The sequence below is a fragment of the Alishewanella sp. WH16-1 genome (assembly GCF_001441695.1).
Lineage (GTDB): Bacteria > Pseudomonadota > Gammaproteobacteria > Enterobacterales > Alteromonadaceae > Alishewanella > Alishewanella agri.
Window position 1 is genome coordinate 39,105 of sequence record NZ_LCWL01000078.1, and the last position, 19,935, is coordinate 59,039.

Consider the following 19,935-nt stretch of genomic DNA (forward strand, 5'->3'; position numbering starts at 1 on the left):
ACTGCCCCTGAAAAAGTCATATGTTAAAATGCGTTCAAAAATTACCATAAAGGTTAAATTATGACTTGGCAAATATTAGTCGCTTCAGCCAATCCGGCCAAGATCAGGGCGGTTGAGCAGTGTTTTCAGGTGAATTTCCCTGAGCAAGCAATTGCGGTGCTCGGTATTAGCGTGCCGTCCGGTGTTGCTGAGCAGCCGCTGAGTAGCGAAGAAACTTATGCCGGAGCGAAAAACCGCCTAATGGCGTTAAAGCAGCAGGGCGCAGCCGATTTTTATGTGGCCATAGAGGCCGGTTTGGATGGTGAGATGACCTTTGCCTGGATGCTAATTGAACATCAGGGCAAGCTCGGTAAGGCGCGTTCGGCCAGTTTAATGTTACCCAAGGCGGCGCTGCAGGCGCTGGAACAGGGCCAGGAGCTGGGCGATGTGATGGACGAGCTATTTGGCACCCAGAATATTAAACAGGCTGGTGGCGCTATAGGTTTATTAACCCAGAACCGGTTAAGTCGCAGTGGTGTTTATCAGCAGGCGTTGACGCTGGCATTAATCCCATTTTTAAATCCGGACTGGTTTTAAAAAACGAGGCTGTGACAGTGCCAAATGAAGCTGGCATCTGTCCGTCTGGGGGTTTTTCCCCAGTAAAGTAAGGGGTAAGCCTGATAGATCTGAAAAGTGCTTGGGGGCAAAGTGCAGTCAAGGTTGTGCACCAGACACAACATAGACTCAACCAGGAGAACCCTATGCTCTACCGTAAACTTACTAATACCTTACTTACTGTGGCCCTTGCCGGTTTTTCATTGTCCAGTGCCGCTCAGGCGGTAATCGGCTCACAGCTCACAGAGAAATTGCAAACACTACCAGCTGCTGAACAGCTGATGGTTGTTGTGACATTCGACCAGCTGGACCCGCTTAGCACCGATCAGGTACAGCGATTGATGGATCTGGGCATTACCCAAGGTGTGCAATTTAAGTCTCTGCCGATGATTGGTGTGCTGGTGAATGCTGCACAAATCAACCAAATCAGTACGATGCCTGATGTCCGCTCAGTGTTTTTAAACCGGCAATTACAATATTTTAATGCCGAAGCGCGTGAGCTTACTGGCGTCGAGCGTGTACAATCGCAAGCTTATCGTGATCGTAATGGCCTGACCTATACCGGTAAAGGTGTAACGGTATTGGTACATGACTCGGGTATCGACGCTACTTTAGATGATTTGGCTTATGGCACTAAAGTCGTGCAAAACGCGCAAGCCTTAACGCATGCTCAGGCCTTACGCTTAACCGGCGTGTCTGGCACCTGGATTGAAAATCAGCTTAATACCGACCTCAACTCTGGGCATGGTACCCATGTTGCGGGGACTGTTGCTGGCTTTGGTAGCCACTCTGATGGTAAATATAAAGGGGCGGCAGTGCATGCGGATCTGGTTGGCTATGGCTCGGGTGGCGGTATTGCTATTCTGGATGCACTAGGTGGTTTTGACTACGCCATCACCCGCATGTTTGATTTTAGAAGCCCAATCCGAGTGATCACCAACTCTTGGGGAAGCAGCGGTAAATTTGAGCCGGATAATCCAATTAATGTGGCCTCTTACAAAGCCTACAAACTGGGCATTTTAACCGTATTTGCAGCAGGGAACTCGGGGCCAGGTGAAGATACGCATAACCCTTATGCGCAAATTCCCTGGGGGATTTCGGTGGGCGCTGGTACCAAGAGTGGTGACTTAATTGGCTTCTCCTCGCGCGGTTCACGCTTTGAAACGGGTGATTTCACCATGCCGGATGGCTCTGCCTGGACCTACCGCAATGAAGTGACAGTGGTAGCCCCTGGGGTTGATATTATATCCAGCCGTGCTAAAACCAATCTGGCCGCCAATGGTGGTGCTGCCGATGTTGGCGTTATAGAATCAGAATACTTACCCTTTTACACCATGATCTCAGGTACCTCGATGGCAACTCCGCATGTTTCCGGAATTATCGCCATGATGTTAGAGGCAAATCCAAACCTGCAACCACTGGACGTGAAACGGATCTTGCAGGAAACCGCAACCAATATGCCGGGTTATGAGGCGTTTGAAGTTGGCGCCGGTTATGTTAATGCGCATGCTGCTATAGCTGCAGCACTTGGTGAAAAAGAGGGTTACCGTGCTACGGTGAATAGTATCAATACCTTTAATGCTAATGCATTAATTCGTCCGGCCGGTGATGAGTTACCCTTTGAACTATTCTTCTCGCCAATCGGCGAAACAGAAGAGTTTAGTTTTGAGGTCGCAGAAGGGGTAACCCGGATCCTGGCATCGGCTAGGCCTTTGGCTAATACCGTAAAACTGAAATTGACCAGCCCGACTGGAGAAGTTTACTTTGGTAGTTTGTCGACGCCGGTGCTAAGCAATGTGACTAAGGTATCCGCGCCGGCAGTGCCAGGTACCTGGAAACTGTCCATCTTTGGCTTAACCTCTCTTGCTGGAGTCACACCTGATCCACTGGGTGTAACCAACGGGCCAGGTGCGCCAGAATTTGTATCCGGCGCCATCAGCTTTTTAGCCTCCGATGGCTACACGGGTTTAAATGATATTCAGGGACACCCAGCGGAAAATGCCATCCAATATGCCGTCAGTGAGCGCTTACTGGATAGCTTTAATAGCAAGGTATTCAGACCCGATCACGCGTTAAAACGCGGCGATTTGGCGAAGTATCTGGTGATGGGAGCTGCTGTCCGGCAATACCGGCCGCATTTAAATGAGCCAGTGGTTAACACCAGCGATAAGATTGCCGATGCGATCAGACCTTTCGTGGACGCAGTTTTAGCAACAGGTGGCGCCCTTAAAGATCGCCAGCAACAGCAAAGCGCGGTGTTACCATTGCAAAATGGTAAGTTTAATGATGCCGGCTCGGTAACTCGCGATGTGTTGGCTTATGCCATGGTACAGTCACTTGGCTTGGAACAACAAGCGAGAAGCTTTACCGGCAACCTGACGGTTGACTATCGCGGTCAGCGAGTACCTGTCAGAGACAGCGCTCAGATCCCAGCAGCTATGCGTGGTCATGTGCAACTGGCGTTGGAACTGAGTTTGATGAACGTTCGCTTTGCTGTTGAACAAGGCCCCTTTGATCTGGAGCCAAAACTGGCAGCTTACTTTGAACCTAACCGAGAGGTGAAGCGTGCTGAGTATGCGGTATCAGCCGGTGCGTTATCAGATTACTATCTATAAATCACACTAGTGTAATTTAACATTTACACAAAACAGGCAACTTGGGTTGCTTGTTTTTGTTTTGTACGGCTAAAAAGTACGGGCTACTGCGACAAGTAGGGGTTATCCCCTATTCTATTCTCGAAATCATTACTGCAGTATGTTGTTTGTTAATTGACCAATGCTATGATGCTTGGCTAGCCGAATTCAGGATGGAGTGATTATGTTAAGAACGATGTTGATGGGCGCCGCCCTGTTGTTGACCAGTCTGACGCTTAACGCTTCGACATTCCCAGTGCATATCAGCGGAAACACTGCCGAGACCACCATTACCCTTCCCGGTGGCTTCGAAGTGGATGTTACCCTGAAATTTGAAAATGTAATGGGGTTAAGTGCGAAAAACCTGAATATCAGCGGCTATCTGGCCGATCCTCTGTCGCTGGATGTGAAAAGCCGTTTACCTGATAGCTTAATAAAGCAGCAGGCCGCATTCCCTTTAGTTGTGCGTATTGACCCGCTGGCGAACAGTGGCTTTAGTTTTTCGGGCCCTATTACCATTGAGTTGCATACCCACAATCTGCAATACAGTGTGAATACGCCATTACGTCTGTATAAATCCCATGCAGGTGGTGCTTTTGAAGATATCACCATAGCCACTGGCGCAGGCAGTATTCGGGCCAGAGGCCAAATGGGTAATTTATCAGACTTTATTATTGTTGCGGATTTACGCCCGGTGACTCAGGTTGTGCAGCAAAAAGCACAAAAACTGGAAGCCATGCTGGATCAGTTTGCCAGTCAGATTGCGCCCGAGTTACTGGTTGCTTTGCAACGCAGCATTGACTCAGTGAGAACTGATGTCGTGGCGGGGCGTTATAAAGCCGCTTTAGCTGAGTTAAAACAAACGCAGCTGTTAATCAGTAATGCCGGTGCCGGCGAGTTACCGGATGTGTGGCGCTCTGCCCGTGATATCGATAATGTGGCGGGTATGCTGGCTGCAGCGTCGGAAACCCTGGCCTATTCATTACGTTTGGCGCTGTAATAAGCTATGCAGGCCCAACTGACCGTGATAACACCACAGCGCGCCGCCGACCAATTTGTGTTGGCGGGGCAAACGGCCTACACCATAGGGCGTGCTGCAGATAATGATATCGTGATCGCGGAACCCTCGGTATCCAGACAGCATGCGCAATTGCGCTGTACTGAACACCTGTGGATGCTGACTGATCTAAACAGCGTTAATGGGCTGCGTACTAATGGTTTACAGCAGCAAAGCTGCCTGTTGGAAGATGGTAGCGTGGTGCTGGTGGGCAACGTGCCGGTACTGTTTCAGACTTTGGCAGAGCAGCAATTGCAACAACAGCGCCAGTTAGAACAATGGCGTCGGCAGCAATTGCAAATGATAAAGCAGCAGGCTGATACGGCCTTGGTTACCGAAGTGAATCAGCTGCTAAGCGATGCCTTAACACTTTGCCAGATGGAACGCGCTGCGGTGTTGCTCGGTGAAGACGTGTTATCCTTGCGCCTAGTGTGTACCGCCGGAGTCAGTAACAGCCACCTGGCCCAGCCAGGGTTTTTTGGCAGTTTAGGCGCAGTGCAAAGTGCGTTAAGCGGAGCCACTATTATCGCCAACGATATTTCACAGCATCAGGCTTTGTCGCAGCGCACCAGCGTAAAATTAAAGCGCTTATCGGCAATTGCCTGTTTTCCGTTGCGGCTCCAGCAGCAGGTGGTGGGCGTGTTTTATATTGATAGCCAGCAGCCGAGTAAGTTTTTGTCACAATTAGACGTGGAGCTGTTACAGGCATTAGTAAATAATGTTGGTTTATGTGTGTTAAGCCAACAACTGGAACAGTCTCTGCAAAAAATCACCGTAAATAGTCGGCAAGCCACCTAAAAAGCATTAGTATTGAGCTCAGAGGCCTGAGTTTTAAAGAGGCAAGCTGTTGAGCAGTGCTGATGACGTAACCCAAGTTCTATCTGCGATAAGTGGCCACTCGCCCGGTACTGTGCTGGCCGAGCGCTTTCGCTTGGTCAAATTGTTGGGCAATGGCAGTTATGGCAGCGTCTTTCTGGCCGACGACATGTACCTGCACTGCCAGGTTGCGCTAAAAATTTTACGTGCCGATTTGTTACAGACACCAGACGCCACCGACAAGGTGCGCCAGGAAATTCTGGTAGCCCGTACCATTTCCCACCCCAATGTTATTCGGGTACATGATTTTTATCTGTCTGCGGAGCATGCCTTTTTTACCATGGATTATATCGATGGTTGCACAATGGCGTCGCTGCAACTTGATAACTTAGAAACTAGTACTGAGATAGTGACGCAGCTGGGTATCCAACTGATTGCCGCAACAGAGGCTGTTCATCAGCAGGGGATTTTGCATTGCGATATTTCCCCACACAATATTTTGGTGGCTGCGGATAATCGCTTGTATTTAACCGATCTGGGCTTAGCCAGTGCCATGCAAGATGTGACGCATCAGAGTTGTACACCCGCATATAGTGCACCTGAGGTTCTTCAAACCGCGGCTCACAGCCAGGCATCGGATTATTATGCTGTAGCCAGCACCCTCTACCAGTTGATTACTGGCACTTTACCCTTTGCACATACAAGCCTTGCCGAGCAATTAAGTGCTAAGCTGCGTCAACAACCGGATTTAACTGTTATTAAGCGGCAATTTCCGCAATGGCTAACGTTTTTCAGCGAAAATCTGGCGGCTTATCCGCAGCAAAGGTCGCGTGATGCCGCACGGTTAAAACAGCTTTGGTTACAAGCGCCGCAGCCGGTACGCAAGCGTATGCAAGGTTTGGGATTAATGCTGGGGGCGGGCTCGCTAGCGCTGCTATCCGCTTTATGGCTCTGGCAATTGCAGCGTGAGACGATGGACGGCAACACCCAAACACAAACCCTGACTTTGCCGCTAACGATGGCGGTGATGCCCGTTTATCCGGCTTTGGAAAATACTCAGCAGCGTGCTTTGATCGAGTTGGTGCAACAAGTACTGGGAGAGGCGCTGCGTTCCAGTAATGTCCGCATTATTCCGCTTCAACGGGTTGCGACCACTTTGGAGCATTTGGGTTTTACGCAACCCTTGACCGAGCGACAACTGCGTGACTTAGGGAATTTACTGGGGGCGGATGTACTGTTATCGCAGCAACTGACCTTGCTTGAACGTAAAGTTGATCTTGCCTTCACACTAACCGAACTCAGGCAGCCCTTACTACCTGTACTTTGGTCTCAACGGCGGACAGTAGAACAGGATAGTTTGTCGGCAGTGGTTAGCGCGGAAATGGACCAACTGTTGCAGGTGTTGAGGTCACATGAAGCGCCAGGTCTGGCGACGGCAACGCCGCTTCCGTCTGCGGCACAACCGCTATATCAGCAGGTGGTGCTGGCTCGTACTCAGCAAGATGAAGCGGCATTTTTGGCAGGGGTCAGCCGCTTGCAGCAAAGCTTTCCGCAGCTGGCGGTGGGTTACCTGATGGCGGCCGACTGGCACCAACAACGGCAAAACTGGTTGCAGGCGGAACAGGCTTATGCGCAGGCTGTAAAGTTTGCAGCAGCCAACAGCTATGACTATTTACTGGCCGCTGCCCGCTTAGCCGTGCTGCAAGAGCGTTACACCGAGGCTGATAACCACTATCAACGGCTATTAGCTGCCAAGCCCTTTGATACCAGTCTGACATTGGAATATGTGGAACTATTAAGCAGCCAAAGCCGTTACGCTTTAGCCAGTGAACAATTACAGCGCTTGGCAACCACCGATAAAACCAACCCGGAAATTTTCCTCCAGCTGGGAAAACTGGCAATTCGCATCGGGGATATTAATCGGGCCGTAGACGAATATTTGTTGCAGGCGCAGGTACTCTATACCCGCTTAAGAGACAAAGCAGGGCTGGCCGATACCCTAAATGCTTTGGGGGTGGCGATGCAGCGACAGGGGAAATTTGCTGAATCGGTCCCTCATTACCAGGAAGCACTGAGTTTATTCCAGCAAGTTGATTTGCTAAGCGGTATGGCCAAAGCCTCCTCAAATTTAGGTTTTGTATTGCTGGTTAGAGGGGATTATTCCCAGTCTCATGATGCACTGCGGCAAGCGATTCAATATTACCGGCAACTGCAAGATAACTATGGCCTTGCCGTTACAACAGATTACCTCGGGTTACTTGAAGAAGAGCTTGGGAACTATCGAAAGGCGCAAAACTTTTACAATGAAGCCTTTAGCATTCGAACTCGCTTGGATGATAGCTGGGAGCTAACCGATAGCCTGATTAATTTGGGCTATATTTATTTTGTGTTATCTGAGTTTGAGCAGTCGCAAGTGTATTTAAAACAAGCTGAACAAACGGCTGTCGTCAATAATGATGCGCTAAGCCTGATTAAAGTACGGCAAATCCTAGCGCAATTAAAAGTGCAGCAAGGCGAATGGGGCCAGGCTTTTCAGCTGTTTAAAATTTCCGGTGAGGATGCGGCAGCCATTGATCTTACGGAAGAGACCTTGATCGCAAAAGCGTTTCTGGCCAAATTGGCTGGATTGCATGGTAACTTTACCCAGGCAGAGCAGCAATTACTCAGCTTTATTGAGCAAGCGGAACAGCAGGCCAACCCCAGAGCAGCTGTTGAGTTTCGCTTATGGTTAGTCGAGTTGTATCAGCACAGTGCACAATACACCAAAGCCGCGCAACAGTTGGCACTACTAAAACAAGAGGAACGCTATCCCAGTAATAATGAGCAACGGCAAAGCCTGCGCTTGCTCAATATCTATCAGTTGATGGCGTCTGCTAACCTGAAGGCAGCAACAGAGCAGTTGCAGCAACTGCAACTGAATCTGCAACAACAGCCCTTGCCACGCTTGGATGTAAAAATGTTTCTTGTCACGCAGCAGTTAAACTTGCTGCAGGGCCAACCTATGACAGCACCTACAGCAGAACACGATGCGATTTTGCGCCACCACGTACCTGAACGTTTACTTTGGTTAGAGCTACAAGCACGGGTGGCTGCGGCATCAGGTGATCGTGAAAAGGTGACGCAGTTGTTGAATCAGGCGATACCGTTATTGCGGCGTGCAACCAGTTATTGGCGAAATTTTAGTTTTGAGTACTTACAACTTTGTCTAAATCAAGCGCGTTGCCAGGATCAAGCAATGAAAGTTTCAGATACGGCAGAGTTCAAACGCTTACTAAAAAACTTGCCTGATGAAGCCCAAGCGGCATTTATTGCGCGGGAAAATACGCCGCTAAGGTCTGCTGATGACCGATGACGACGCGCTGGCGCAACAGCTGGCAAAGTTGAGCTTACAACAACGACAACTACAATGGCAGTTGCAGCAAAATGCACAGCAAATGCAAAGCATTTTGCGGCGAGTATGGCAAATTAACGATAAAGCACAAAAGCGCATTGCCAATGACCTGCACGATGGTGTCGGTCAGTTGCTGACAGCTTTGGTGAATGAACTGAGTGTGGCGCCTGTTAGCGCCGGCCAGCAAAGGGCACTTGACTTGGCAAAGTTGGCGCTGCAGGATACCCGGCAGATTTCCCGATTGCTGCGGCCACCGGTTTTGGATGATTTAGGTTTGCCAGCAGCTCTGTCGTGGCTGGTACGGCAAATGTCAGCCAGTTGCCCTGAACTGCAAATCCAATTACAGCTGGATCAAACAATACAACTTGCTGAAGAGCTGCAGGTTATGGTATTTCGGGTCTGTCAGGAAGCCTTAACCAATATCGTTAAATATGCAAAGGCAACCTCTGCCAGTATTGAGTTGCGTATGCAACAAGACCACCTTACCCTGACAATAGTTGATAATGGCATGGGCTTTGAACTTAACGCCCAGTCACAGCAGGGGGTTGGTCTGTGCAGTATGCAAGATCGGGCGTACTCGTTTGGTGGTCGCTGTTTAATTGAATCTGCAGTCAATCAGGGCTGTAAAATCATACTGAGTTTACCAATGCAGGAGTTAAGATGATTACAGTGGTCGTGGCTGATGATCATGACATTGTACGACAAGGCTTAGTCAGCATTATTGAGCAAGCAGAGGATTGCGAGGTTATTGGTCAGGCATCAGATGGTGTTGAGGCTCTGGCATTGCTGGAAAAGCTGTCGCCCAGAGTACTGGTCGTTGATATTAGTATGCCCAGACTAAATGGTCTTGAAGTCGTTCGGCAGGCCAGTCAGCGCTTTAAATCTAGCCAGATCCTGGTGTTAACCATGCATGAAGAGGAAGAATATGTCGTGCATATGGTGCGGGCTGGTGCCAATGGCTATTTAGTGAAATCGACCGCCAGCCAGCACTTATTAAGTGCTATCCGTAATCTGGCGGCAGGTAAAACCTACTATGGGCAATTTGCCTCTCAGGTGTTAGCGGAGCAGTACCGCCGCCCGAACGAAAGCCTGGATGATCCTTATAAAAATCTGACAGATCGGGAGCGGGAAGTGTTTCATTTGGTTATAGCAGGTGCCTCTACCAAAGATATTGCCCGAACCTTAGATATCAGCGTGAAAACCGCTGAAAATCATCGTGGTAAAGTGCTGGAAAAACTGAATATGCACAATTCAGTTGAGCTGGTGCGTTATGCTGCGAAAAAAGGCTTGTTAGATTAGAAAGCCAAAGATAGGTAGAAAAGCCGCAGCTGCTAGGGGTTAGCCCCTATGGGTTTGCCTGAATGGCTGTGTAACTCTGACCAAGCTTGTTAATAGCAGTCCGAGGAACACATGAAAACAATCAAAACAACCTTTACTCTACTCTCACTCTCTTTGGCGCTGAGTCTGTCAGCAGGCAGCCTGAGTGCGAAAACCTTAGATCCACAATTATCCAATCTGCTGCAGCAGACTTCAGCGGATACGCTGCATCAGGTCATCATTACATTTGACCAGCAAGGCGCGCCAACATCATCACAGTTGGAGATGTTAAATAACCTGGGTGTCAGCGGAGTAAGCCTGCGCAACCTACCTATAGTTGGTGCCCTGGCTACAGCCGATCAGATTCAGCAAATTTATGCCCGTTCAGATGTACTGTCTGTCTGGCACAATGCTCCCTTAAAACTGGAAAATAATGCTTCTACGGCCATTACCGGTGTGCAACAGCTGCGCGCCGACCAAAGCCTGCGCAGCAGTGGTATTCCCTTTTCTGGTCGCGGTATTGGTGTCGTGGTGAATGACTCTGGCGTTGATGGTTCCCATGCCGATATTCGTTTCCCAAATCATGTGGTGCAGAACGTACTGGCACAAACCAATCTCAACAGTTTCTCGGGTGTGTTGCCTATCACCTACCGTGAAAATGTTGAAAACACCGATATTGCCGGGGGGCATGGCTCGCACGTGGCGGGTATCATCGGTGCCAACGGCGCCCAATCGTCTGGTAAGTATGCCGGCGTCGCACCCGGCGCAAAAATTATTGGCTACGGTTCTGGCGCGGGTTTATTTATTCTGGATACTCTGGGGGGTTTTGATTATGCCTTAACCAACCAATTTACGTATAACATCCGGGTGATCTCCAACTCTTTTGGCAGTACCGGAGATGTAGGTACGGACTTCAACCCAGATCATCCCACTAACGTTGCTACCAAAGCGTTAACTGATAATGGTGTTATCGTAGTGTTTTCAGCCGGTAACTCCGGTTCAGGTGAATCAACCATCACCGGTAACTTTAAAAAGGCACCTTGGGTAATTACTGTCGCCGCCGGTGATAAAACAGGCGCCCTGGCGAACTTTAGTTCACGGGGTACCAAAGGGAAAGGTGGCGAAGTGGTGATCAATGGTGAAAGCTTCGAATGGATCGATGAGCCAACCATTACCGCGCCCGGTGTTGATGTGATCTCGGTTAGAGCCTCTTTATCCAGCCTTAGTGCGTTGAGCCTAGCAGATGACAGTGAGCAAATTGAAGCACAACATCTACCCTATTACACCCTAAGCAGTGGTACTTCGATGTCTGCCCCTCATGTTTCTGGCGTTGTGGCTTTGATGTTAGAAGCCAACCCCAATCTAAACTGGCGTGAGGTAAAACAAATTTTACGTGATACCGCGACCAATATGTCTGGTCGCGAGTCGTGGGAAGTTGGTGCTGGCTATGTCAACGCGCATGCTGCGGTGCAGGCCGCCGTGGCGATGGATAAGCGCTTTGGCACCACGGTGAAGCAAAACAGACAGTTTAATTCTAAAGCATTAACCTCTATTGCTGAATCCAGAACCATCCCGGTACGTTTTTCGCCAGTGGGCGAACCAGAAGTACAAACCTTTGAAGTGGGCCCGGATATTTCGCTAATCAGTGTGAAGGCACGTGTAAGCTCTAACTCTGTCGCACTGGTATTAGAGGACCCTGCCGGTAATCGCTACGGTTCAGGTATTGCATTACCTGTATTGGGTGAGAATATCGGTTTATCCGCACCGGGTATGGCGGGAACTTGGAAGCTTTACGCGCGTGGTGTTGGGGGTGTCAGTGGTGTAGCTTTGGATCCATTAGGCGCGACCAATGGCTACGGCGTACCAGGAACCGTTAACGCGCAACTTAAACTGGTCCGCACCGAAGGCTTTACAGGCTTGGGTGATGTAATTGGTCATCCGGCGCAGGGCTTTATTGAATATGCGGTAGCAGAACAGCTGATGGATGGTTTTAGTTTCGGCTTTGACCCGGATGCTATCGTTACCAAAGCGCAATTAGCCGATGCTATGGTGCTGGCTGGTGCTGTACGGCAGAGTAACAGTGGCGATAAGCTGGTGTTCTCGGATACGCAATCTAATAATGCCGCAGCAGCAAACGCCGTAGCCCGAAAAGGTGCCGCGTTAAAAGATCTGGAGTTTAGCCAGCAGCCTGTCGTCAAGCCAGTTTCTGCTACCCAGTTTGGTGTTAACGCTAAAGTGACGCGGGCAGAATTAGCATACTCCTTAGTCCAAACTCTGGCTAAACAAGGCGACGCCGCCAATTTTAATCCGGCAGCCAATGTAAGGGTGTTTGCGTTTAATCAATGGATAGATGTTGCAGACAGTAACCTGATCAAACCAGAGTTAAAAGGCTATGTACAAAAGGCGCTGGATTTAGGCTTAATGACCGTCCGCTTTAGCCTTACGCAGGGGCCATTCGACGCCGAACCGGTAATTAGCGCGCACTTTGCCGCGAACGACCGGGTTAGCCGTGCCAGTATGGCAATGTCGTTAATGACATTACACCAACTGATGGCGCAATAAGTCTCCTGACCACCCAGCGTCGCCGCTTTGCCGGTAAGCGCTGGGTAACCTTGTTACACCGCTGTATGTAACCTTACTTCAACATTACCACGGGTGGCATTAGAATAAGGACATACCTTATGCGCAGCCGTGACCAGCTGTTCGGCAGTATCTTCGGCCAGCCCAGGCAGTGTCAAATATAAATCCACGTCCAAACCAAAGCCGCCCTCGATTTTACCAATGCCAACTTCAGCCCGAATAGCTGTATCGCCTGGCAAGCTTTGTTTCTGTTGTCCGGCAACAAATTTCAAGGCGCCAATAAAACAGGCGGCATAACCTGCGGCAAACAGTTGCTCAGGGTTAGTTGCATCGCCTTTACCGCCTAAAGCCTTAGGTGCAGCTAGTTTAGTTTGCAGTAAACCATCGTCTGACTTGGCTTCACCATCACGACCACCGGTTGCTGTTACGCTTGCTTTATACAGAATTTCCATGTTGATTGCCTCAGTTAGGTTGTTATTGACTACCTGGACATCTTAACCGCAGTTAATCTTGTGCGCAAGATTATTGTGTAGAATATTATTGCGCGGAAGTTGCCTGCTTCCGCTATAATGCGAATGCAGTTTGCCAGGCAAAGTGGAGACGATGTTGAAGATGGCCAAAACACTACCCTTACCGCAACAATTGTGTTTTGCACTTTATAGTGCGAACAATGCCATGATGCGGCTTTACCGGCCGCTACTACAGCCCTTTGATCTGACCTATCCGCAATATGTGGTGCTGCTGGCATTGTGGCAGCAGGATAACATCAGCCTGGGTCAGCTTGGTGCGGCGACGTTGTTTGACTCGGGTACCCTAACGCCTTTGGTAAAGAAGCTGGAACAAAAAGGCTGGCTGCAGCGGGTGAGTGATGCCAGTGACGAGCGGGTGAAAAAGGTGCTGTTAACCGCGGCAGGTCGGGCTTTAGAAACTGAGGTCGCAACTGTGATGCCGGCTTTACGTTGCCAGGTGGCACTACCGGAAAGCCAGTTGCTGGCACTACGTGAGCAGGCGCAGCAGTTGCTGCAACAGCTGCAGCAACTGGAGGCTTGTCGTTAGGGCTTTAGCTGTTCACATTAACCAGTAAGCGGCCCTGAATGTCTCCGGCCAGCAACGCCCGGGCTTGAGGTATGGCGTCTGCCAGGCTGATTTCCCGACTGAGTAAGGTAAAGTCGTCTGCGGTTAATAACCCGGCCAGTTGTGTCCAGGCCGCCAGTCGCGGTGCCATCGGTTGCATCACGCTGTCGATACCACAAAGTGTAATGCCGCGCAGAATAAAGGGTGCTACCGAGGCCGGGAAATCCATCCCCTGTGCCAGACCACAGGCAGCCACCACACCACCATAACGGCTCTGAGCACAGGCATTGGCCAGCGTGTGGCTGCCGACTGAGTCTACAACACCAGCCCATTGTTCTTTAGCCAGAGGTTTGCCCGGAGCGGACAGGCTATCACGACTGATAATCTCAGCAGCACCAAGTTGGCGCAGATAGTCTGCGGCACTGGCTTTGCCCGTCGCGGCTGTAACCTGAAAGCCCAGCCGCGCTAACAGCAATACTGCAAAGCTACCGACGCCGCCGGTGGCGCCAGTGACCAGTACCGGGCCGGCAGCCGGGGTTAACTGATGTTTTAACAAAGACTGTACGCACAGCATGGCAGTATAGCCGGCAGTTCCGATAATCATTGCTTGCCTGGCAGTCAGCGGTGCTGGTATTGGCTGTAACCAGGCGGCAGGCACAGCAGCACGCTGCGCCAGGCCACCCCAGTGCTTCTCGCCCACGCCCCAGCCGTTTAGCAGCACCTGATCACCGGTTTTAAACGCCGGATTCTGGCTACTCACCACAGTACCGGCCAAGTCGATGCCAGGCACCATCGGAAAGTCCCGCACCACCGGTGCTTTGCCGGTAATCGCTAGCGCGTCTTTATAATTTAACGTGGAATACGCAACGTCCACCACAACCTCAGCTGCCGGTAACTGGCTGGAGTCGAGTTGCTGTAAACTGGCGCGATAATCAGGCGTTTTATCGATCACTAAAGCGTTGAACATCAGATACCTCCGCAAAACTAGGTGATTAAGACTAGTCCAGACAAGGGCTTAGCGCTATGCGGCTTTGGTCGTATGCGCTATCACCGTTATATTTTGTTACATCTGTAAGGTTTTCATTAATAACTTCAGCTGCTTTAATCCATGAACACCCACATCTAATCAGGAGCTTATTTTGAAATATTCCGCCCTCTCGCTCGCCCTGCTAGTGGCGCTCGGCGTAGCTGGTTGCAGCAGCCAACAAGCAACAACCTTACCTGCAGGGGTAAAGTTAGTTGCAGTAAACCCGCAACAGGATGACCGCATTAGTCTGCCGTATAAAAAATATCAGCTGGAAAATGGCTTAACGGTCATTATCCATGAAGATGATTCTGATCCACTGGTGCATGTCGATGTTACCTATCATGTTGGCTCAGCACGCGAAGAGTTGGGCAAATCTGGTTTTGCGCATTTCTTTGAACATATGATGTTTCAGGGCTCGGACAACGTGGGCGCTGAGATGCACTTTAAGTATGTTACCGAAGCGGGTGGTACCCTGAATGGTACTACTAACAGTGATCGCACTAACTATTTCCAGACTGTGCCGGTCAATCAGCTGGAAAAAATGTTGTGGTTAGAATCGGATCGGATGGGTTACTTCCTCGATTCCGTCACCCAGGAAAAGTTTGATATCCAGCTCTCGACGGTGAAAAATGAGCGCGGGCAGCGCGTTGATAATCAGCCTTATGGCCGTTACTTTGAACAATTGCAAGGTGCGCTCTACCCCTATGGGCATCCGTATTCCTGGCCGGTGATTGGTCATATGGATGATTTAAACCGCGCCACTATGCCAGATTTAAAACAGTTCTTCCTGCGTTGGTATGGCCCGAATAATGCGACGCTGACTATCGGCGGCGCGGTTAAGGCCGAAGAAATCCTGCCGATGGTGCAGAAATATTTTGGCACTATTCCGGCCGGCCCGGCGGTAGAAAAAATGGCTAAAGCGCCGGCGAAACTGGATGCGGATCGCTATGTATCGATGGAAGATAATGTCCACCTACCGCTGATTAGTATGACTTTTCCAACGGTCTATGCCGGTCACCCGGACGAAGCACCACTGAATATTCTGGCGGATATTTTGGGCAACGGTAATAACTCATTGTTGTATCAGAGCCTGGTGCGTCCGCAAATTGCGGTTAATGCGTCAGCCGGTCACCGTTGTATGGAATTAGCCTGTACCTTTAGTTTGAGCGCCTTGCCTCATCCGGCTTCAGGTAAAAATCTGGCTGATATTGAACAATTATTAAGGCAAAACTTACAGCAAGTGGCTGAGCGTGGTGTTAAGCCCGAGGATTTGGCTCGGGCTAAAACACGGGTTGAAGCACGCAGTATCTTTGGCTTACAGAGCGTTGCCGGTAAAGTCAGTCAATTGGCCTATAACGAAATTTTCTTTGGTGAACCCGATCGGATAGCTTCGTTACTGGCCAGTTACGAAGCAGTTACAGCAGAAGATGTGATGCGGGTTTATCGGCAGTATGTGCAAAACAGCCCAGCGGTAATCAGTAGTGTGGTACCGCGTGGTAAAACTGAGCTGATTGCCGCCGCCGATAATTTTACTGCCCAGAAGTTTGATCCGGCTAATGCGACTACCGCTGAACCGCTACCAATGCGTTATGCCGCCCACACCTTTGATCGCAAAGTGGTGCCACAGGCCGGCGCTAACCCCGCCATTTTATTACCTGACACCTGGACTACGGTGTTGGACAATGGCATTCAGGTGCTGGGTTCGGTGAGTGATGAAACGCCAACGACGTCGATTCTGTTACGGATCCCGGCGGGTAGCTTCCACAACACAGTGGAGCAAGCCGGGTTGGCATCAATGATGGCGGCACTGTTAAACGAAAGCACCGAGAATTACAGCACGGAACAAATGAGTATGGCGTTGGAATTGCTCGGCAGTTCAGTGTCTTTCAGTGCCTCGGATAATGAGCTGAATGTGTTTATCAGCAGCTTAAGCCGCAACTTGCCACAAACCTTGCAACTGGTGCAGGAAAAACTGCTGCGCCCGGCTTTCAATGCTGAAGATTTTAATCGCATCAAACAACAGCGGTTACAATCTTTAGCTCAGGCGCAGAAGAATGCCAGCTATCTGGCTGAACGTGCAGTCAGCAAGTTGATGTTTGGCGACAGCATTGCCGGACAATCCAGTATGGGGTCTGCTGAAAGTTTGCAAGCGATGACACTGGAGCAGGTAAGCGCGTTTTATCAGACACATGTTAAACCGCAGGGTGCGCAGTTAGTTACGGTATCTGATTTGCCGCAGCCGCAGTTACAATCGCTGTTAGCTGACATGGCCCCGCAGTGGCAGGGGAAAGCACCGGAACTGGCGTTAGCTCTACCGGCACCGGCAATCCAACAGGGTGCGATCTATCTGGTACATAAAGATCAGTCGCCACAGTCAGAAATCCGCATTGTGCGCCGCGCTATGCCACGCGATCTGACCGGTGACTTCTATCGCGCCGGCCTGATGAACTTTACGCTGGGTGGTAACTTTAATAGCCGCATCAACCTGAACTTACGCGAAGACAAAGGCTATACCTATGGTGCGCGCAGCGGTTTTGGTGGTGATCAGCAAGTGGGTCTGTTTACTGCCAGTGCCGCAGTTCGCGCTGATGTGACGCGCGAGTCAATCGAGGAGTTCTTAAAGGAGCTGAACAACTACCAGCAAAATGGTATGACGGCAGCAGAGTTGAACTTTATGCGCAGTGCGGTCAATCAGTCAGAAGCGCTACGCTATGAAACGCCAAATGCCAAGCTGGGTTTTATGGCGCAGATGCTGGAGTTTAATGTCGGTCCGGAGTTTACCCGCGAGCGCAATCAAATTCTACAGCAGGCATCACTTGAGCAGCTAAATGCGTTAGCCAGCCAATATTTGTCGCCGTCTGAGATGGTGATCGTGGTAGTGGGTGAAGCGGATAAACTGAAGCCGGAGTTGGAAAAGTTGCAATTGCCAATTATTGAGCTAAAGCTGTAATTGCTTATCAAAGTGCGTAAAAACGCCGGCTTCAGTCCGGCGTTTTTTTATGCCTGCAACTTATAAAAAGCGTTGTACGTAAGAGCAACTGGCATGAATTTGCAGCCCACGGCTTTTTGCCCAGCTTAGGGCATGGCGCACCAGCTTTTCGGCCAGGCCCTTGCCGCGAAACTCCGGTGGCACATAGGTATGGCAAAAATCGATGTGTTCGCCGTTTAACTGGTAGTCGAGTAAGGCGCTGGCATTACCCTCGCTCAGAATAAAACGCTGGCCTGCGCTGTCATGTTGGATGTTTAACTCACTCATTATTCCTCCTCCAACCAGGGCGTCTCCGGTAACAAAGCAAGATGTTCGGCATACCGCTCTAGATTAAAGCTCTCCTGACGCTCAATCACTGCATACATTTCCGGTGCTAAGGCACATGCCATCAGCTCTAAAGCTTCGTCACGGCTGTGACCGGTCATCCGCAGTCGCATTAAGGTCGCTGTCACTTCTTTTGGGTAGTTATCGGCTAACTGGTTTTCCAGTACCTCAAAGAGTGTGTTTTGGTCTATCAAATCGTCATCTTGCATTCTGGGCACCATGCGTATGAAACAAAAAAAATAGCAGCACAGCCCTATCGCAGGCTGCTGCTTTCGCCTGTTGCTTAGGCTAAGCTAGCGCTCACTAAATAACAATCAATAATAAGTACTATGCAGCAATCGGGAATGGGGTGGCGCTACTGGGCGCAAAGTTTAGGGCCGGGCATTCTGATGGCGACGGCAGCGATTGGTGGCTCGCATCTGGTGGCCTCAACCCAGGCCGGTGCGCTCTTTGGTTGGCAGTTACTTTGGTTGATCTTACTGGTAAATATTCTGAAATATCCGTTTTTTCGTTTCGGTGTACAGTACACCCTGCAGCAGAACGAGAGTCTGGTAGAAGGCTACTGGCGTAAGGGGCGGGGATATTTTTATAGTTTTGTGCTGCTAAATGTATTGGCGGCGGTGGTGAACACGGCAGGGGTACTGATTCTGACCGCGGCACTACTGCAATATGCCCTGCCCTGGCAGTTATCACTTACCCTGCTGTGTTGGCTGATTCTGGCCAGTTGTTTGCTGATTTTACTGCTGGGGCATTATCGGGCGCTGGACCGGGTGTCGAAAGTGATTATGCTGTTGCTGACACTCACCACCTTAGTGGCGGCAGCAATAGCCTTTAATAATGGGCCTACCGCGCCGGCAGGTTTTCAGGGCCCCTCTCCCTGGCAATTGGCGATGTTGGGATTCTTGGTGGCACTGATGGGCTGGATGCCGGCACCGATTGAAATTTCGGCCATCAGTTCCCTCTGGCTAAAAGCCAAGCAGCGTCAGCTGCCGGTGAGTCAGCGGCAGGGACTATTCGACTTTAACCTCGGCTACTGGCTGACCACTTTTTTAGCACTGGTGTTTGTGACCTTGGGTGCGCTGGTGCAATACGGTAGCGATCAGCCAATAGCGCTGGCGGGTGCAGCCTTCGCTCAGCAACTGGTGGAAATGTATGGTCAAACTATCGGTAGTTGGGCCAAGCCATTGGTATCACTGATTGCGTTTTTATGTATGTTCGGTACCACCATTACGGTGTTAGACGGTTATGCCCGCACCTTACATGAGTCAGGACGTTTACTGGGCTGGTATCAGGCTGATAACCGCCGGATAGCGGCGTTATGGTTGTTATTGCAAGCGCTGGCAGGTATGGCGTTGATCTTGTTTTTCCGCTCTGCGTTATCGCCGATGCTCACTTTCGCCATGACGCTGGCGTTTTTAACCACTCCGGTCTTTGCCTGGTTAAATTTTAGTTTGTTGCGAGGTCAGCCTAACCAGCCACTGCCATTCTGGCTTAATACCCTAAGCTGGCTGGGTTTGGTCTATCTGTTTGGTTTTGCCCTGTTATATCTGGCCTGGTATCTATTTTGGCGCTAAGCCGCGCTCAAAAGCTAACGGCGACCTGAGTCGCCGTTAGCAGCTGTATCGAACGCGAATGAGGCTCAAAGTGCCAGTGTCTTTTCGCCGCGGGAGATACCAGAGACGCCGCTGCGCACTACTTCCAGGATCTGGGTACCGCTTAAGGCCTGAATAAAGGCATCCAGTTTGTCGCTGGTGCCCACCAGTTGTACGGTATAAGTAGTGGCAGAGACATCGACGATCTGGCCACGGAAGATATCGGCACTGCGTTTCACTTCATCCCTCTGCTCGCCGACCGCTTTCACCTTAACCAGCATCAGCTCGCGCTCGATATGGGCAGCCTCGCTCAAATCCGTCAGTTTTACCACTTCAATCAGTTTATGCAGTTGCTTGGTAATTTGCTCGATCACCTGATCATTGCCATGGGTCACCAGCGTTAAACGCGACAGCGTGGGATCTTCTGTCGGCGCCACGGTCAGAGAGTCGATATTATAGCCACGCTGGGCAAACAGGCCGACCAAACGCGCCAGGGCACCGGATTCGTTTTCCAGTAACACAGAAATAATATGCCGCATGC

Annotated in this window: 16 protein-coding genes; 11 read left to right on the forward strand and 5 right to left on the reverse strand. The window is 50.4% G+C overall.

What is annotated here, in order from left to right; all coding sequences use genetic code 11:
• Positions 1 to 60: 60 nt before the first annotated feature.
• From yjjX to AAY72_RS07375, 8 genes are all read left to right on the forward strand, one after another.
• Positions 61 to 576: an inosine/xanthosine triphosphatase gene (yjjX, locus tag AAY72_RS07340; RefSeq protein WP_057786425.1), complete on the forward strand. Its 516-nt coding sequence runs from the start codon at positions 61 to 63 to the stop codon at positions 574 to 576.
• Between the two features lie 164 nt (positions 577 to 740).
• Positions 741 to 3,209 carry a S8 family serine peptidase gene (locus AAY72_RS07345; protein WP_057786426.1) on the forward strand — a complete coding sequence of 823 codons (2,469 nt, stop codon included), beginning with the start codon at positions 741 to 743 and terminating at the stop codon, positions 3,207 to 3,209.
• Between the two features lie 202 nt (positions 3,210 to 3,411).
• On the forward strand, positions 3,412 to 4,227 hold the full coding sequence (locus tag AAY72_RS07350) for a DUF6689 family protein (RefSeq protein ID WP_156411297.1): 816 nt from the start codon (positions 3,412 to 3,414) through the stop codon (positions 4,225 to 4,227).
• Between the two features lie 6 nt (positions 4,228 to 4,233).
• On the forward strand, positions 4,234 to 5,082 hold the full coding sequence (locus AAY72_RS07355; protein ID WP_057786430.1) for an FHA domain-containing protein: 849 nt from the start codon (positions 4,234 to 4,236) through the stop codon (positions 5,080 to 5,082).
• Between the two features lie 49 nt (positions 5,083 to 5,131).
• Positions 5,132 to 8,452 (forward strand): protein kinase, encoded by a 3,321-nt coding sequence (locus tag AAY72_RS07360; protein ID WP_057786432.1) that lies wholly within the window; start codon positions 5,132 to 5,134, stop codon positions 8,450 to 8,452.
• Positions 8,442 to 9,155 carry a sensor histidine kinase gene (locus AAY72_RS07365; protein WP_057786434.1) on the forward strand — a complete coding sequence of 238 codons (714 nt, stop codon included), beginning with the start codon at positions 8,442 to 8,444 and terminating at the stop codon, positions 9,153 to 9,155. Before AAY72_RS07360 ends, AAY72_RS07365 begins: the two co-directional genes overlap by 11 nt.
• Positions 9,152 to 9,790, forward strand: a complete 639-nt coding sequence (locus tag AAY72_RS07370) for a response regulator transcription factor (RefSeq protein ID WP_057786436.1) — start codon at positions 9,152 to 9,154, stop codon at positions 9,788 to 9,790. The genes AAY72_RS07365 and AAY72_RS07370 overlap by 4 nt, the downstream gene beginning before the upstream one ends.
• Positions 9,791 to 9,901: 111 nt before the next feature.
• Positions 9,902 to 12,370: a S8 family serine peptidase gene (locus tag AAY72_RS07375; protein WP_057786438.1), complete on the forward strand. Its 2,469-nt coding sequence runs from the start codon at positions 9,902 to 9,904 to the stop codon at positions 12,368 to 12,370.
• Positions 12,371 to 12,423: 53 nt separating this feature from the next.
• Here the strand turns inward: AAY72_RS07375 and AAY72_RS07380 are convergent, their stop codons facing one another.
• Complete coding sequence (locus tag AAY72_RS07380; protein WP_057786440.1) at positions 12,424 to 12,840, reverse strand: organic hydroperoxide resistance protein; 417 nt, start codon at positions 12,838 to 12,840, stop codon at positions 12,424 to 12,426.
• A 160-nt stretch (positions 12,841 to 13,000) separates the two neighbouring features.
• Between AAY72_RS07380 and AAY72_RS07385 the strand changes: the two genes are divergently transcribed.
• Entirely contained in the window at positions 13,001 to 13,444 is a 444-nt protein-coding gene (locus AAY72_RS07385; RefSeq protein WP_057786530.1) for a MarR family winged helix-turn-helix transcriptional regulator, read from the forward strand.
• Between the two features lie 4 nt (positions 13,445 to 13,448).
• Here AAY72_RS07385 and AAY72_RS07390 read toward each other — a convergent pair whose 3' ends face one another.
• On the reverse strand, positions 13,449 to 14,429 hold the full coding sequence (locus tag AAY72_RS07390) for an MDR family oxidoreductase (RefSeq protein ID WP_057786442.1): 981 nt from the start codon (positions 14,427 to 14,429) through the stop codon (positions 13,449 to 13,451).
• A gap of 172 nt (positions 14,430 to 14,601) precedes the next feature.
• Here AAY72_RS07390 and AAY72_RS07395 point away from each other — a divergent pair, with 172 nt between their 5' ends.
• Entirely contained in the window at positions 14,602 to 17,439 is a 2,838-nt protein-coding gene (locus AAY72_RS07395) for a pitrilysin family protein (RefSeq protein ID WP_057786444.1), read from the forward strand.
• A 60-nt stretch (positions 17,440 to 17,499) separates the two neighbouring features.
• Here the strand turns inward: AAY72_RS07395 and AAY72_RS07400 are convergent, their stop codons facing one another.
• Positions 17,500 to 17,745, reverse strand: coding sequence for a GNAT family N-acetyltransferase (locus AAY72_RS07400; RefSeq protein ID WP_008984875.1), 246 nt, complete (start codon positions 17,743 to 17,745; stop codon positions 17,500 to 17,502).
• Complete coding sequence (locus tag AAY72_RS07405) at positions 17,745 to 18,011, reverse strand: hypothetical protein (RefSeq protein WP_008950513.1); 267 nt, start codon at positions 18,009 to 18,011, stop codon at positions 17,745 to 17,747. The genes AAY72_RS07400 and AAY72_RS07405 overlap by 1 nt, the downstream gene beginning before the upstream one ends.
• A 120-nt stretch (positions 18,012 to 18,131) precedes the next feature.
• On the opposite strand from AAY72_RS07405, the gene AAY72_RS07410 reads away from it, so the two are divergent.
• On the forward strand, positions 18,132 to 19,376 hold the full coding sequence (locus tag AAY72_RS07410) for an NRAMP family divalent metal transporter (RefSeq protein ID WP_369815339.1): 1,245 nt from the start codon (positions 18,132 to 18,134) through the stop codon (positions 19,374 to 19,376).
• A 65-nt stretch (positions 19,377 to 19,441) separates the two neighbouring features.
• Here AAY72_RS07410 and ilvN read toward each other — a convergent pair whose 3' ends face one another.
• Entirely contained in the window at positions 19,442 to 19,933 is a 492-nt protein-coding gene (ilvN, locus tag AAY72_RS07415; protein WP_008606421.1) for an acetolactate synthase small subunit, read from the reverse strand.
• Positions 19,934 to 19,935: the final 2 nt, after the last annotated feature.

Excerpts from the sequence above, each read along its gene's own strand:
- yjjX (WP_057786425.1), top strand. The coding sequence starts at position 61 with ATGACTTGGCAAATATTAGTCGCTTCAGCCAATCCGGCCAAGATCAGG.
- AAY72_RS07345 (WP_057786426.1), top strand. The coding sequence starts at position 741 with ATGCTCTACCGTAAACTTACTAATACCTTACTTACTGTGGCCCTTGCC.
- AAY72_RS07350 (WP_156411297.1), top strand. The coding sequence starts at position 3,412 with ATGTTAAGAACGATGTTGATGGGCGCCGCCCTGTTGTTGACCAGTCTG.
- AAY72_RS07355 (WP_057786430.1), top strand. The coding sequence starts at position 4,234 with ATGCAGGCCCAACTGACCGTGATAACACCACAGCGCGCCGCCGACCAA.
- AAY72_RS07365 (WP_057786434.1), top strand. The coding sequence starts at position 8,442 with ATGACCGATGACGACGCGCTGGCGCAACAGCTGGCAAAGTTGAGCTTA.
- AAY72_RS07370 (WP_057786436.1), top strand. The coding sequence starts at position 9,152 with ATGATTACAGTGGTCGTGGCTGATGATCATGACATTGTACGACAAGGC.
- AAY72_RS07375 (WP_057786438.1), top strand. The coding sequence starts at position 9,902 with ATGAAAACAATCAAAACAACCTTTACTCTACTCTCACTCTCTTTGGCG.
- AAY72_RS07380 (WP_057786440.1), bottom strand. The coding sequence starts at position 12,840 with ATGGAAATTCTGTATAAAGCAAGCGTAACAGCAACCGGTGGTCGTGAT.
- AAY72_RS07385 (WP_057786530.1), top strand. The coding sequence starts at position 13,001 with ATGGCCAAAACACTACCCTTACCGCAACAATTGTGTTTTGCACTTTAT.
- AAY72_RS07390 (WP_057786442.1), bottom strand. The coding sequence starts at position 14,429 with ATGTTCAACGCTTTAGTGATCGATAAAACGCCTGATTATCGCGCCAGT.
- AAY72_RS07400 (WP_008984875.1), bottom strand. The coding sequence starts at position 17,745 with ATGAGTGAGTTAAACATCCAACATGACAGCGCAGGCCAGCGTTTTATT.
- AAY72_RS07405 (WP_008950513.1), bottom strand. The coding sequence starts at position 18,011 with ATGCAAGATGACGATTTGATAGACCAAAACACACTCTTTGAGGTACTG.
- AAY72_RS07410 (WP_369815339.1), top strand. The coding sequence starts at position 18,132 with ATGCAGCAATCGGGAATGGGGTGGCGCTACTGGGCGCAAAGTTTAGGG.
- ilvN (WP_008606421.1), bottom strand. The coding sequence starts at position 19,933 with ATGCGGCATATTATTTCTGTGTTACTGGAAAACGAATCCGGTGCCCTG.